Raw genomic sequence first — 15,353 nt, forward strand, 5'->3', positions numbered from 1 at the left:
GATGATGTGGTGCTACCCCACATAGTAATGTCGATGGGTGATATTAACAAAATATTCATTTAAATCAGATAAAACAAGAGTGTTTTTAACTTATAATATTATTACTACGATGAGTTAACTTGAAAACTAATTTCAGATAGGCGGAGGATAATGAAGACCAGAGATAGATATAAAATCATTGTGATTGGTGCTGGGACTGCTGGAATATCTTCTACTGCACATTTGTTACGAAATGTACCCCTATTGAAAGAAAGTATAGCAATTATTGACCCATCAAAAAAACATTATTTCCAACCACTATGGAGTTTAGTGGGGGGAGGAATTGTTTCAAAGGAAAGTACGATGCGTAATCAAGAATTGCTTATTCCAAAAGGGGCAACGTGGATCCCTAAAAGTGTTGTTAAGTTGTTTCCGGAAGAAAATAAGCTACTTTTAGATGATGGACTGCTGCTTGAGTATGAAATTCTTATTGTAGCAGCCGGTATACAAATAAATTGGAACGGCATTAAAGGCTTAAAGGAGTCTATTGGGACTAATGGGGTTTGTAGCAATTACTCTTATAAATATGTTGATTCTACTTGGAGAGAAATTGAAAAATTTAAAGGAGGAAATGCGGTTTTTACCCACCCTAATACTCCTATTAAATGCGGTGGTGCTCCACAAAAGATTATGTATTTAGCAGAAGAGTATTTTTCTAATAGCGGTGTAAGAAACAGAAGTAAAGTAATGTTTTATTCTGCGAACGCTAACATATTTCAGGTTCCACTTTATGCTAATGCATTAGAACAAGTACTTGAAAGAAAGCAAATTATAACGAATTATAATAAAAACTTAGTTGAAATTATCGCTGAAAAGAGAGAAGCAATTTTTGAAGATACGCAAACAATGGAAAAAGAAACAGTACCATATAGTATGATACATGTTGTTCCACCAATGGGGCCACCTAACTTTATTAAAGAAAGTGAGATAAGTGATCATCAGGGATGGGTAGATATAAGTCCTTATACTTTGCAGCATGTACAATATAAGAATATTTTTGGACTTGGAGATTGTACCAATTTACCTACATCTAAAACTGGAGCGGCAATTCGAAAACAAATACCTGTCTTAAAACAAAATATTTTAGACGTACTTAATGGAAGAGACTTGCAGGCTAATTATTATGGGTATACATCCTGTCCGATTGTTACAGGATATAAAAGTCTTATACTCGCTGAATTTAACTATGAACATAAGCCTCAAGAAACGTTTCCGTTTAATCAAGCGAAAGAACGGTATAGTATGTTTTTACTTAAAAGATATATGTTGCCTTATATGTATTGGAATTTAATGTTAAAAGGGATTCTATAAGGAAAGGTAGAGAGAGTTGTTGTAACAACCGAGAAGTAATTTGAACTAAGCATTTGGAGGGAATAGATATGCTTTTAAAATATTTTTATGATGAAAAATTAGCTCATGCTTCCTATTTAGTTGGTTGTCAGAAGGAAGGCGTAGCAATTGTTATTGATCCTGGCCGCTATATAGAACAATATATAGAATTTGCTAAAAAAGAAGGGATGGAAGTAATTGCTTCGGCTGAGACTCATATTCATGCAGATTTTCTTTCTGGGTCTAGAGAACTTTCCCTTCTTTTTAATGCAATTTTATATGTATCAGATGAAGGAGATAGTGAGTGGAAATATCAATATCTTAACGAAGGCCGATACAATTTGGTTAGAGAGGGAACAGAGTTTAAGGTTGGTCATATAAAATTTAATGTAATTCATACCCCAGGGCATACGCCTGAAAGTATTTCCTTTTTAGTAACCGATACAAGTCAAAATAATTATACGAATGATAAACCGATAGGAATATTCACAGGTGATTTTATATTTGTAGGAGATATAGGTAGACCCGATTTGTTAGAAATTGCTGTTGGTATTAAAGATACCGCGAAAATAGGAGCGAAACAATTATTTGATTCTATACAAAAAATAAAAATACTCCCCGATTATTTGCAAATATGGCCATCACATGGTGCAGGAAGTGCATGTGGAAAAGCATTAGGAGCAATTCCAACTTCCACATTAGGTTATGAAAAGATGTTTAATTGGGCGTTTCAGTGTAATGATGAAGATAATTTTGTATCGAATTTATTGACGGGACAGCCAGAGCCTCCAAAGTATTTTCCATTAATGAAGAATTTAAATAAGTATGGTCCACCAACTCGTAAGAAGAGAGAAATTACTGCTATTTATACAATAGAAGAACTTCAAGAAGTGATGAGGGGTGTTCAGCAAATAGTTGATATAAGGGATGTAGAGTGTTTTGCTGCTGGCCACATCGAGAAGTCAATTAACATACCTTATAATAATTCTTTCACAACTTGGTGTGGGGGAATATTAGATTATAAAAAAGAAACTTTAATAATTTTAGATGCGGAAAAGGTTAAAGTGGAGGAAGTTATTAGAGACTTTGAGTCCATTGGCTTAGATAATATTATTGCTTTTGCACCTTCAAAGGTAATTCAAAGTTTCCAAAGTTTAGAGATTTATAAGGAAAAAACATCAAATGAATTATATCCGTTAATAAAAGATGGAAGTGTAAAGGTTATCGATGTGCGTAGTAAAAAAGAGTGGGATGAAGGACATCTTCATGATGCAATACATATCACTTTAGGTAATCTACTTGAACGGCTAGATGATGTACCGAAAAATTGTCCAATAGTTTTACAATGTCGAACGGGGTTACGTTCCGCTATAGCAGCTAGCATTTTACAAAAAGCTGATATAAAGAAAGTAGTTAATTTAAAGGGGGGATTTCTTGCGTGGAAAAAGTCGGGATTACCATACGAGAATTAATTTTTTTATAAACTAGTTCTTTAATCCTGCAACTAAATAAACGAGATATTATGAAATTATTAAGTCTTATAATATAGATAGTATACAGTTAGGATATAAAAAAAATCTAGTTCCATAGGTAGAAATTGCATCGTCTATTTCTAGCTATTGAACTAAAAGTGGGAGATGCTTATTTTATTTAAAGAAATATTTTAGAATTAATAACATTAGATTTAATTAATTTATCCAAATGAAAATCCCTAGCGTAACCTCGATAGGGATTTTTATTTGGATAAACTAGTGTATTTGTGAACTTAGAGTAGAAAAACTATTAAACCATTATAAGTTGTTATTAATACATACATAATGAACAAAAGGATTTATCTTTAAATGAATCAGTATTTCTCAATAACAACAGCTGTATATTTTATTTACATTTATTGTATGTGGAGCGTATGCTAGATTTAGTTGTAATAAATGGAAGGGAGCTGTATTTTTGAAAAGAAAAGTTTTTTCATCCGTTTTGCTATCGTCACTTTTGTTTTTAGGAATAACTGATTCAGGAGGGGTAGATGCTTCTACGATTACACAAGTAAAATATAAACAAGGTGGGGCAAAGTACATATATACAAATGCACCTGAAGTTGTATACGATAATCCAAATATGGGATCGAACTTTGACGCTGGTAAGTATGCTTACTACACAAACGAAAGAATATTAGAAGCAAATCAAGAATATAGTGCTGAATTTTTTAATCGGAATTATACAGGGGCTACATTGAAATTTGGATATGCTGTATACAATGAAGATCGTCTACCACAAACTATAAGAATTAAAAATAGCGCTGTAAATGCGGCATATCCGGTTAGCCCTGACGGTTCTTGGGATATAATGGGAATTACATCTAGTACTATAGTTAAATATGGAAATAGCAGCAATGATCAAGCTATTACTATTCCAGCAGGTGGCCATGTATTTATATTAGAGAAAGATGTAGAAGAGACTTTTGCAGTTAATGGGAAAATTAAATTCATTCCGAATACAAAATTAACACTACGTCAATTTGTTTCAAAGAAAAAACCAGATGGACAGTTCCCTAGCCCTTCAGAAATCTTTGATTCTATAAAAACACCACAGGTTAAAAATTATAATAAAAATACTTCAACTGCTAATTATAATTACGATGAAAGGTATGCTGTTATTGATAATGCGATAACAAGTAGCTTTTATGTAGGTTCAAAAACAAGTAAAGCCTATCCTCAATCCCGTGTTGGTATTAATGAATACGAAGCACCTATATGGCATCTAGGAAATTCTAACCCAACTCTTGAAGGGAATTATGGAATTGTTTACGACTTTCAATTTAAAAATGCGGCAGGAAAGAAAATTAGAATTAAACCTGAAATTATTTCAGAAAATGATAAGCCATCTGATCCAGAGAAATTTCCGCCACTAGCATTTTCTTCACAAGTAACTTATTGGACTTCAGGAACTTGGAAAAGTACTAATAAATTAACAAAACCCAATCAATATCATTATATAACTATTCCAGCAGACCAACATGTAAAATTCATTTTACCAAGTGGTAATAATGGTAATAATCTTTTTGAAATCATTGAATAATGATTTGGGATTAAGATTAAATAAGAAGGTGGAGCATATTGCTGATGCCTTTTTGTCACAAAGGTGTAGGAGAATAAAAAATCGTCAGTCGCTGTTTAAAAGCACTGACGATTTTTTTGTATAGCCTCATAGTTATAGTTAAGTGTTTAAGGTTATATAAATTTCTTTTGAGTGTAAAATCAAAGGAGCGTCACATATTTAATAGAAATTCGGAACATAATTTATTTTAAAGAGATTCAGGTGGGTTTAACTTAATTGAATCTATCATAACTGTAATATTATTCGAATTACCTTTAACTGATAGTTTCATCTTTTCAAGTTGTACTGTTTTTGAAAAATCTTCATGTCCAATTGAATCAATTAATTGATCTAATTCATTAGTCCATGTAATGTTAGTAGCTTGTATCATCGCTTTAATCGTAGGTTTATCTGCATGGCCATTATACATAATTCCATCAATCATTTTTCCGCCTTCCCTTAACATAACACTTACCCATTTTGCATTTCTATCTAAATCATCTCTTGTTTTTGGATAATAAAATCTATATGTATTAGATTTTTTTTCTAGCTCAAGATTAAATGGGAGAATTTTGATATCCTGAGCAGATAATGTACTCTTTATATTATTATAGTTCTTCAAATATTCTTCTGTTGTCATATTATTAAATGGAATTTTTTCTTTTTCACCTTCAGAATTTTTTTGAGGTGTTTCCATTTTATTTAGAGTATCCTTGTGTTCTGTATCTTTGCAACCTAATAGGCTAGCTGCTAACAGAAAGGTTCCTAGTAGAAGGATTTTTTTTGTCATATGAATCTCTCCTTAAGTAGTATAGAAAAATGCAGAAAGAGTGGGTATCGGTATCCCTAACACTTTCTGCATTTTTCATGTTTAGATACTTACTGTGTTTTTGGTATATCTAAAGAATATTATTTATATGATCTAATTGATTTAAGAAAGAACAGCACAATTAGCCCTGAAATAAATAATAAGACTCCATTTATTAATAAGATTAATGGTGGACCATATATGTCAGCAAAAAATGAGGAAATAGCTAGAGCGACTGGTGATGCTATACTCGTAAGGGAACCAAGTGTTCCAAAGGTTCTACCTTGCAATTCGGGTGATACCTCAACCTTAATAATGACATTGACTAACAGTGTGCAGAACGAAAAAAGTATTCCCAAGAGTAGAATTAAAGGCACTGCATACAGTACTGATGGTGCAAAGGATATTCCTACAAAGATTGGAGCCAATAAAACCATACTAAGAATTATCCACCAACCACGACGATGTAATTTTTTATCAAAAAAGATGATAATCCCTGCGCCTAACATATAACCTATTGGAATACTGGATTCTATTATTCCAAATTCAATAGGATTTGCTTTCCATACTTTTACAGACATTACCTGGATAAGCATTAAAGAAGCGGTGAAAAATGTAATTAAAGTGGGTGAGAGAATAATAACAGACTTAGCAAATGGATTCTTCCATATATACTTAAAGCCTGCAATAAGGTCTTCATGAAATGAGTTTTTCACATCAGATTTTTTAATAGAATTAGGAAATTTTCCACTTAACAACACTAGAATGGCAGATAGCATAAAAGTAAATGCGTCCACTGAAATAGCGATGCTGCCACCAAAGGCTGCAACGACAATTCCTCCTATAGCTAGCCCTGATATTCGGGAAACGTTATCTGCGACATTTAATACACCAGTTGCTTGTTGAACTTTTTCTTTTCCTACAATATCGATTAAGGAAGCATGGAAGGCGGGAGATTGAAATAGCCCTGCGCAAGAAGTGAGGGCAGTTAAGATAATAATGAGAATAAATGGTGTGCCAGGGAGTGCAATACAAAGTGCAATAACTAGTATCAAAAGACTTCGTATCATATCTGTTATCCACATTAATTTTCTGCGATCGACCCTATCAGCAACAGTACCTGCGATGGAAGAAAACAACATGCTCATAACCATATGAGTTATGGCGATCGTAGACATTAATTTAGCACTACCGGTGGATTGCAGTACCCAGAGATTTAAAGCAATACTGTGAAATGAATTCCCAAACATTGACAAAGTATAACCTGTAAATACAAATGTAAATGTACGATTTTTCCATATTGTCTTTTTAGAAGAAACAGCAAGAGAAGAATCTAATTCGACTTGTTGTTGCATAGTATGGCCACCTCACAAATTTAAGTATTTAATTTTGAAAATTTGCTTACAAACTAAAAGGGGTGAATTTCAGTAATCAAGTTAATTAGAAGGCTAATGAAATAGAATCTTGCTGCATTAGAGTTATATTAATATAAAATATTGTTATTCTGACGTAATAAGGGCAGCGATGAGATAGATTTAAGTACATAAGTAACTAATATAATCCCTATACATTATTTTTTAATCATAAAAATTTTAAGATATATTACTTTTAAAATTTTTATGAAATCAAATTACATGAAAATAACTACTAATAGCATTATTACATTGGTAGAAGCAAGTCTATAATGTATAGAGAAATTGTTAATGAATATTTAAGGGAGAACATTTTAACTGTACAATAATGTTTTAACTTTTATATAAGATTTTCAAAAATAAAATATTTCTCCAGATTATTTTGAAATTTCCTTACAACTTTTTCCTAGGTTTTTAATATTTGTAATAACAGAAACTATATTTATATTTTATAGTTAATTTAGGCATATAAGATTGAAATTAGTAGTATAAATGGTGATTTTATTAAAAATCTAGTATTTATTTTAAATACTCCTCTCTCCTGAAAAAATTACCAAATATTTTCAGGAGAATATTACCAAATTAAAAATGTTTTGTCTATATATTTTATTAGTTCTCCATTTTATAAGCTGATTCAATGAAAAGATTTTCTATATTTATCCTCCCTATATAATGACAATTTTTCCCTTACTTCGACATAAATCAAATGGTACAGTTTACAGGACAAATATAGAACCTACTTGTAGACGTTATTTTATATAAAAATTAAAAAAACATTAGTTACTAGTTAGGAGGGAAAATATATTCTAACTATTTTTCAAATGGTACTTAAGGGTAGAGTGCTGAATGTTTGAAAATAGCTGATTAATACTTCTATAGGATGGAGGTTGTCATTTGAAAGAAAAAGATAGGCTTAAATTTAGTAGGAGTAGTGTGAATTTTTCTAAAGATATAATATATCAAATTGTAACTGACAGATTTCTTAATGGATGTCCATCATATAACCCAAAAGGAGAGTTATACGATGAATCTAGGAGAAATAAAAAGAAATACTTTGGTGGGGATTGGATAGGGATTATTGAAAAATTAAATGCAAATTATTTTACTGAACTAGGTGTGACGTCTCTATGGATATCTCAACCGGTAGAAAATATCTTTACACCAATAAATGATTTGGTAGGAAGTACTTCATATCATGGGTATTGGGCTCGTGATTTTAAAAGAACAAATCCTTTTTTTGGGACATTTGAAGACTTCCAAACATTAATCAAAACTGCTCATGCAAAAGACATAAAAGTTATTATGGATTTTGCACCAAATCATACTTCACCTGCATTACACAATGATGCGACCTATGCTGAAAATGGTAGATTATATGATGATGGATTATTACTTGCTGGATACGATAATGATTACAATCATTATTTTCATCATAATGGTGGGACGGATTTTGAAGAATATGAAGATGGAGTTTATCGTAATTTATTTGATCTTGCAGATCTAAATCATCAAAATATCGTTATTGATTTGTATTTTAAAGAAGCTATTAAACTTTGGTTAGATCAAGGAATAGATGGCATACGAGTTGATGCAGTGAAACACATGTCATACGGCTGGCAAAAAAGTTGGCTAAATTCAATCTATAATCATAGGCCAGTATTTATTTTTGGTGAATGGTATATAAATCCGAATGAGTATGATCATAGAAATATTCATTTTGCAAATAATAGTGGTATGAGTTTGTTAGATTTTAGTTTTGCTCATAAAGTACGTGAAGTTTTTCGAGATGGAATTGATTCCATTTATGGTTTACACAAAATGATTGAAGAAACATATCAAACTTATAATGATGCGAACAATCTTGTTACTTTTATTGACAATCATGATATGGATCGTTTTCACATGAATGGACAAAGTAAACGTGGAGTAGAACAATCATTGGTATTTTTATTAACTTCAAGGGGGATACCTTCTATATACTACGGTACAGAACAGTATATGGTCGGGAATGGAGATCCGAATAATCGTGGTCAAATGGAATCTTTTGATGTAAATACAGACAATTTTAAGATAATACAAGCTTTATCTTCGCTACGTAGATTAAATAATGCACTTCCATATGGAACTACTAAGGAACGGTATATAACAGATGATCTCTATGTATATGAAAGATGCTTTGGCAGTGATGTGGTATTAATAGCTTTGAATCGAAATTTAACAGAAGGATATGAAATAAAAGATGTTAAAACAGCACTTCCTTCTAGGAAGTATAAAGATATATTAGAGGGCCTTTTAGATGGTGAGGTAATTACAGTTGAGAATAATTGTATAAATTCATTATGGCTCGGACCAGGATCTGTACATGTTTGGCATCATAAAGGAGTAAATAGTTTACCTTTAATAGGAACTGTGGGACATAAAATGACTACGGTTGGTCAAATAATTTGTATTGATGGATGTGGTTTTACTTCTAAAAAAGGATCTGTATTTTTTGAGGAAGAAGAGGCGGAAGTGATTTCATGGTCACATACTAGTATTCAAGTAAAAGTTCCAGTGGTGAACGACGGTAAATATGGAATTACTGTTGTAACAGATAAAGGAACTAGAAGTAATATCTATAAACATGTGGAGGTCTTAAATAAAAAACAAGTTTGTATTCGATTTGTTATTGAAAACGGATATGAAATACCCGAGAGTGAAGTTTTTATAATGGGGAATACTTATTCATTAGGGGATATGAACCCTTGCAAAGCAGAGGGGCCATTTTTTAACCAAATCATGTATCAATTTCCCACTGGTTATTTTGATATAAGTGTTCCAGCAGATACCCTGCTTGAATTTAAATTTATTAGAAGGGTAAATAAAACACTAGTTATTGAAGGGGGAGAGAATCATAGATACCAGACACCAAAGTTTGGAACAGGTGAGGTTGTGGTAAAATGGCAAACCGCAGAAAAATCTATCTTGGTTGAGATTTAATGATATGAATCTACTTGCTATTAAAAACATTAATTTATATCCATGAGCTATTTCGTTTTGAGGGTTAAATCAAAAATTTATATTAAAGATTTCTAGAGTATAGCTTTGGAGTTATAAAAATCCGTGTTGAACTGTATGAAGAGAAGTGAAAAATACAATTTTGGAGGTTGCTATGGTACAAGCTTCTAAAGTGATTACTATTGAAGATTTTTACTCTGAAACACTAGAAAATAGTAGAAAATTATTTGTATATTTACCACCTGGTTACGAAAAGCATTCACAGGAAAGGTATCCTGTATTATATATGCATGCCGGGCAACGTCTATTTGAGCCTTTACTAAAAAATGATGAATCTTGGAATGTCCACAAGACAGCTGATGAGCTAATTCTTGAAGGTAAAATTCAAAAAATAATAATTGTAGGTATAGCACATAAAAGAATTATAGAGAACAATGAGTTTTGCCATTTTATTTCACCAGATAAACATATAAAATGCTCAGGTTTATTATATGAAAAATTTATAATCAATGAGGTGAAACCTTATATAGATGATAATTTCAGAACAATGTCTGACGCTAAAAATACTGCTTTAATAGGTTCTTCAGCAGGAGGTTTATCAACTTATAATATCGGTTTCCGTAACCCTAAAGTGTTTGGGAAAATAGGGATGATATCTCCATTCTTTGTGAAAGTCGAAGATGACCATTCAGAATTAAAATTATATGAGATGTACAAAGGGAAAAAAGACTTGAAAGTTTGGATGGATATAGGTAGTGCAGAAGGCTTTTTCTTGGTGAAACATGTAAGAGATATTGCAGAAACTTTATTAAAAAATGGTTATAAATATAGAGATAATTTAATTTTTTATCAGGATCCAAATGGTGCTCATTTTGAAAAGGACTGGGGAGATCGTATGCATCTTCCATTAATATATTTCTTTGGAGATATAGGGAATATAGTTAATGTTACCTTAGATGGGCGAGATGAAGTTGGATTAACTGGAATGAAGGTGAAAATTAATCCAATTGTGACGTACGATAGTGGCTTTAAAATGAGTGATTTAGATGGTGTGTTTTTAGTCAATAACCCAGATGTATTAGAGGTTTTGAATGATGGAACGATTATACCAAAAAAAATAGGAGAAGCCGAAGTCACCTTTGTAACACAAGGTGTAAAGGGAATACCAAAAAAATATAAGGTAATAGAAACATTATCAGAATTTGTAGATGTTTCCGTAACAGTCGAAGTACCTGAAAATACACCAGCTGGTGAACGAATTTATATGAGTGTAGGTATGATACTAGATAGAATAGAAAAAAATCGTTTTGCTGGGAACTTTACAGTGCCAAGGGATCTTGCATGCAAGTTTAAGTTTTCAAGAGGCTTTAGGCTCTTTGAAGTGGATAAATTTGGACAACCTATTCAAAATAGAAAATTTAAAGCTACTAAGGACTTACAGTTAAATTATACTGTCGAGAACTGGATAGGACTATAAAAATTAAAAGTGTGGGGTGAGTGCTGCAGTGAAAATGAAGGAATTAACACCAACCTTTGATGTTCCTTATTATTATTCATGTTATATACCAATTCTTCACGATAAATTAAAAAGTATGGGTAGTATTAGTTACATGAGCTTAATAGCAAACGAAGAATTATATAGCATACCATCTTACCGTGTGGATACTACCACATCTTTACCTTCTGTAGCTAGATATACACAGTTGTTAGAATATAATCAAACATTTCGCATGGAGAAAACTGTGTATTCTGATTTTGGAAATGGTCTTCAATTTATAAAAGAATGTCTGAATCGTCAAGAAGTTTTTATTGCCTTAGGAAGTACATTTTTTCTACCTTATAGTAATGATTATTTGAATCCAAAATTTATAAAGAGTCATATAGATATCCATACGGATAAGTATGTTACAGACCACTACCTAGCAATTAACAAACTTACAGAAGATAGTGTATTTGTTCAAGATCCTGTCCCTAATAAATATATGGGAGAGATATCACTTGAGGAGTTTCATTCTTTTTGGAAAGGTGGAAGAGGTATACCTGAATTGGTTCAGGCAAAAGGAATAGAAAGAATCTCATCTTACTCCTCTATTAATGTGATTATAGAGGAAAAAATAAACCTAGAAAATATTAGAGATATTTTTTTGAGAACATTACAAAAGATATCAAGTGAGTATATTAGAGGTTTAGTTATGAGAAAAAACAATAAGATATATTATTTTGGCAAGATTGCAGCACTTGAACTTAAAGAAAATATAAATACCGATTTTCATAAGCAACGAAACATGTTTCCTTTGTATCTAAAATGTTTATTTGATATGAGATGGAGTAGATATTTTTTATATGACTTACTTATAGATATGAATGATTTATTTAAAGATAAATTTATGCATCTTGCTAGTGACTTAATGGATATAAAGCAATCATGGGAAAGACTGTATAAGATTGCACATATAAAATTATTAAAAAAAGATAGTAACTTAAGTGATCTTGAATCTTTTAATTTGATAATGATGGATGTTATTACCAGAGAGTGTGTATTACATGAGAATATTTTATTTCTTCTGCAACATAATTATAGTCTCCAGTCTTGATAGAGAAGAGATAATTGAGAAGTAAAATAAGGGAACTACTATATGTATACTTATGTATATTAGTAGTAGATGAAATCGTGTATCTAGTGTTAATGTTAAACACTTCTACAGGTGTTGGAAGGAAATCTTCATAGTAAAAAATAATTTATAAAAAGGAGTGCATTTACTTGGAAGATACTAATAAAGAAAAGATTATTCAAATCGTATTGTGCTGTGTTGAAGAAGTGAATGAAAATCTTGAAAATAAAATTGATCTTGAAAAAGGCTTGAAAGCACATCTTTATGATTGGGAAGGGTATTTAGATTCATTGGGACTGGTATCTTTACTGGTAAGTATTGAACAAGGCTTAGAAGATGAATTGGGTTTATCCGTTGATTTGGTTAATTTAGATACAATGTCACAACATAATAGCCCATTTAAAACAATAGAAACATTAGTTGCGTATATTATAGAATGCCAGGAAACGTTAAAATCACTAACATAGCAAAATATTAAAGGATAAAAATTAAAAGGAGGTTGGGTATGCATATTGATTTTCTATTAGAAAGGTTTGAACTGAACAAAGAATGCGAAGCTATTGTTTGGGAGGATAAAACTTACACGTATGAGTGGTTACTAAATCAAACAAAGATTTATACTAGGGAGTTAAATGAACATAGAAAGATGGATTATAAAATAGTCTCTTTAGAAGCGGATTATTCTCCATATTCCATAGCAATGTTTTTAGCCCTTATTGAATTAGGATGTACAGTAGTACCAATCTTAAATTCCTTGGTTGACAGCAAGAAGAAAGAATATTATGAAATAGTTGAATTAGAAAAAGTGATTAAAGTTGAAAGTGGACGTTTTGAAATCATTAATATGCAAAGAGGTTACATTCAAAATGAATTATTATTACAACTGAAAAAGTTAAAACATCCCGGATTGGTATTGTTTTCATCTGGCACAACTGGACACAGTAAAGCAATTGTACATGATTTTACATTACTTCAAAAGAAGTACAGCGTTGCAAGAAGTGCAAAGCGGGTTATACCATTTATGTTATTTGATCATATTGGGGGAGTTAATACGCTTTTCCAAATTCTTTCTAGCCTAGGGTGTTTGGTAATTATTGATGAACGTACCCCTAATCGAGTATGTAATATGATTGAGAAACATCAAGTGCAAGCTTTACCAGCATCACCAACTTTTATAAATTTACTTATACTGAGTGAGGTTTATAAAAAGTATAAATTAAATAGTTTGCAGACTATTTCTTATGGATCAGAAGTTATGCCTGAGGCTACATTAAATAAAATAAACGAAATATTCCCTCATATTAAAATTATACAAATGTATGGCTTGTCAGAATTGGGGGTTTTATATTCACAATCTAAATCGAATGATTCTTTGTGGATTAAGCTAAGCGATGGGAATATTGAGTCAAGAGTTGTGGATGGAATGTTGCAGGTTAAATCAATGTCTACGATGATTGGTTATATTAATGCTCCAAGTCCATTTACCATAGATGGCTGGCTTATGACAGGAGATATGGTGGAAGTAGATGGAGATTATATTAAAATCTTAGGAAGAAAATCAGAGCTTATAAATATTGGCGGGGAAAAAGTATTTCCAGCTGAAGTTGAAAATGTAATACAGCTAATGAGTGGAGTAGAAGAGGTCGCCGTAGTTGGTGAAAAAAATGTAATCACGGGGCAAATGGTTAAGGCTGTTGTTAAATTGAGTACGAATGAAACTGTAAGTGAATTTAGAAAGCGATTGAGAGAGTTCTGTAAAGATAAACTACCAGTATATAAGATTCCACAAAAAGTGGTTCTAACAACTGAGAAAATGCATACAGATAGGTTTAAAAAAAATAAGAAAGTATTTATGTAATTACGGCTTTTATAATAGGGAGAGGTCGCCTTAGGTTAAAATACAAATAAAAAAGTACTTCAAGTTCTTTTAATTTAGGAAATTGATTGGCCTGACTTACGTCTGGGATATGTTATCATGCCCTTTTTCGAATTGGCTTGTTTTTAATTTAATTACAAGTTTCGCTTAAATAAGCTTCTCCTTAACACAAATAATGAAGTGTTGAGGAGAAGCTTTATTTTTGTTAGTGGGGTAGCACCACATCGCTATCAAGCTAAGCTTATGCAAAGTCAATTTTAGGCGAGATTGTTTCTTTTTTCTAAAGGCTACGTGTAGGGAATTTTAAAAAAACTAGGGATCAACGAATTCCTAAGAGGGTACCTGCGTAATATAACATATTCACAATTACGTTGCGTTTGGGTTTAAAATGTGTATCTTTTTCATTTACATTATAACCACCCTATTTAATTTTATAAAAGTTATGCTTTTGAGATAAAAGTAATTACTTGTTTTATAAACTCGTAACCAAAGTAACCACTAAATCCGAATAGTACTATTGCGGCAGATATAGATACCCATTTAATAAAGGTTGGATTTAGAAAACGTCTAGTAAAATGGACAAAGCCCAATAAGACCATATCATGCATAAAGATACCTAATATAATACCTACAGCTATTATATAAATGTAGATGTACTTGCATTACCTAATGAAGAGACTAGAACCGGACCAAAGACCCCTATCCAAAATACAATATTAGCCGGTGATATAGCAATCATAAAACCAGATAAATAAGCTGTTAATAAAGATTTATTAGGACCTTCTCCCTCTATGTTAACTACTGACTTTGCTTCTTTAATACTTTCTATTCCAATAAACATTAAAAACCCAAAACCCAAAACCCAAAACCCAAAACCCAAAACCTAGCAACCACATAACTGCTTCTACCCATGGATTGGTTAATACACTAGAGAACCCTAGATAAATCAGAACAATTAAAGATAAATCTACAGTCATTCCTCCTATACCTACAAACCAACCATGTACGAAACCATTTCTCATTCCTTGTTTGGTCATTTGGACAGTCATAGCACCTGCAGGTATTGATAAAGATAAACCTAACAATATATACGTAAAAAGTGTTACAATCATAAAAATTCTCCTATTTTAGTCAATTACTATTCTTTTCACTTGGTTCAACAAATAAAACTAGAGCGTTGCGATTTT

At 31.6% G+C, this 15,353-nt stretch carries 10 protein-coding genes and 2 pseudogenes; 9 read left to right on the plus strand and 3 right to left on the minus strand.

Going from position 1 to position 15,353, the window contains the following annotated elements:
* Window positions 1-150 precede the first annotated feature (150 nt).
* The 4 genes and pseudogenes from MNO09_RS01035 (at window position 151) to MNO09_RS01045 (ending at window position 4,443) form a co-directional block, all read left to right on the plus strand.
* Complete coding sequence (locus tag MNO09_RS01035; RefSeq protein WP_241950005.1) at window positions 151-1,350, plus strand: FAD/NAD(P)-binding oxidoreductase; 1,200 nt, start codon at window positions 151-153, stop codon at window positions 1,348-1,350.
* A gap of 68 nt (window positions 1,351-1,418) precedes the next feature.
* A complete protein-coding gene (locus tag MNO09_RS01040) occupies window positions 1,419-2,840 on the plus strand; it encodes an MBL fold metallo-hydrolase (protein ID WP_241950006.1) in 1,422 nt (473 codons plus the stop codon).
* Window positions 2,841-2,880: 40 nt separating this feature from the next.
* Window positions 2,881-2,958 (plus strand): annotated as a pseudogene (locus MNO09_RS30960) (SdrD B-like domain-containing protein); the annotation flags it as partial.
* A 357-nt stretch (window positions 2,959-3,315) separates the two neighbouring features.
* Window positions 3,316-4,443 (plus strand): copper amine oxidase, encoded by a 1,128-nt coding sequence (locus MNO09_RS01045; protein WP_241950007.1) that lies wholly within the window; start codon window positions 3,316-3,318, stop codon window positions 4,441-4,443.
* Between the two features lie 226 nt (window positions 4,444-4,669).
* Here MNO09_RS01045 and MNO09_RS01050 read toward each other — a convergent pair whose 3' ends face one another.
* Window positions 4,670-5,251, minus strand: a complete 582-nt coding sequence (locus tag MNO09_RS01050) for a hypothetical protein (RefSeq protein ID WP_241950008.1) — start codon at window positions 5,249-5,251, stop codon at window positions 4,670-4,672.
* Window positions 5,252-5,370: 119 nt separating this feature from the next.
* Window positions 5,371-6,624 (minus strand): MFS transporter, encoded by a 1,254-nt coding sequence (locus MNO09_RS01055; RefSeq protein ID WP_088106884.1) that lies wholly within the window; start codon window positions 6,622-6,624, stop codon window positions 5,371-5,373.
* A 951-nt stretch (window positions 6,625-7,575) separates the two neighbouring features.
* Between MNO09_RS01055 and MNO09_RS01060 the strand changes: the two genes are divergently transcribed.
* The 5 genes from MNO09_RS01060 to MNO09_RS01080 all read left to right on the plus strand — a co-directional run bounded on the left by MNO09_RS01060 (window position 7,576) and on the right by MNO09_RS01080 (window position 14,148).
* Window positions 7,576-9,660 (plus strand): alpha-amylase family glycosyl hydrolase, encoded by a 2,085-nt coding sequence (locus MNO09_RS01060; RefSeq protein ID WP_070169510.1) that lies wholly within the window; start codon window positions 7,576-7,578, stop codon window positions 9,658-9,660.
* Between the two features lie 172 nt (window positions 9,661-9,832).
* Window positions 9,833-11,155, plus strand: coding sequence for an alpha/beta hydrolase (locus tag MNO09_RS01065; RefSeq protein ID WP_070169509.1), 1,323 nt, complete (start codon window positions 9,833-9,835; stop codon window positions 11,153-11,155).
* Between the two features lie 28 nt (window positions 11,156-11,183).
* Window positions 11,184-12,272, plus strand: a complete 1,089-nt coding sequence (locus MNO09_RS01070; RefSeq protein WP_088106882.1) for a hypothetical protein — start codon at window positions 11,184-11,186, stop codon at window positions 12,270-12,272.
* A gap of 167 nt (window positions 12,273-12,439) precedes the next feature.
* Complete coding sequence (locus MNO09_RS01075) at window positions 12,440-12,757, plus strand: acyl carrier protein (RefSeq protein WP_070169507.1); 318 nt, start codon at window positions 12,440-12,442, stop codon at window positions 12,755-12,757.
* Window positions 12,758-12,795: 38 nt separating this feature from the next.
* The gene (locus MNO09_RS01080; RefSeq protein WP_088106881.1) at window positions 12,796-14,148 is read left to right on the plus strand and encodes an ANL family adenylate-forming protein; all 1,353 of its coding nucleotides are present in this window, start codon (window positions 12,796-12,798) and stop codon (window positions 14,146-14,148) included.
* 458 nt (window positions 14,149-14,606) lie between these two features.
* On the opposite strand, the pseudogene MNO09_RS01085 reads toward MNO09_RS01080, so the two are convergent.
* Window positions 14,607-15,278: pseudogene (locus MNO09_RS01085) on the minus strand (LysE family translocator).
* Window positions 15,279-15,353 lie beyond the last annotated feature (75 nt).

The organism is Bacillus sp. N5-665 (genome assembly GCF_022637375.2).
GTDB lineage: Bacteria > Bacillota > Bacilli > Bacillales > Bacillaceae_G > Bacillus_A > Bacillus_A wiedmannii.

Excerpts from the sequence above, each read along its gene's own strand:
- MNO09_RS01035 (WP_241950005.1), top strand. The coding sequence starts at position 151 with ATGAAGACCAGAGATAGATATAAAATCATTGTGATTGGTGCTGGGACT.
- MNO09_RS01040 (WP_241950006.1), top strand. The coding sequence starts at position 1,419 with ATGCTTTTAAAATATTTTTATGATGAAAAATTAGCTCATGCTTCCTAT.
- MNO09_RS01050 (WP_241950008.1), bottom strand. The coding sequence starts at position 5,251 with ATGACAAAAAAAATCCTTCTACTAGGAACCTTTCTGTTAGCAGCTAGC.
- MNO09_RS01055 (WP_088106884.1), bottom strand. The coding sequence starts at position 6,624 with ATGCAACAACAAGTCGAATTAGATTCTTCTCTTGCTGTTTCTTCTAAA.
- MNO09_RS01065 (WP_070169509.1), top strand. The coding sequence starts at position 9,833 with ATGGTACAAGCTTCTAAAGTGATTACTATTGAAGATTTTTACTCTGAA.
- MNO09_RS01080 (WP_088106881.1), top strand. The coding sequence starts at position 12,796 with ATGCATATTGATTTTCTATTAGAAAGGTTTGAACTGAACAAAGAATGC.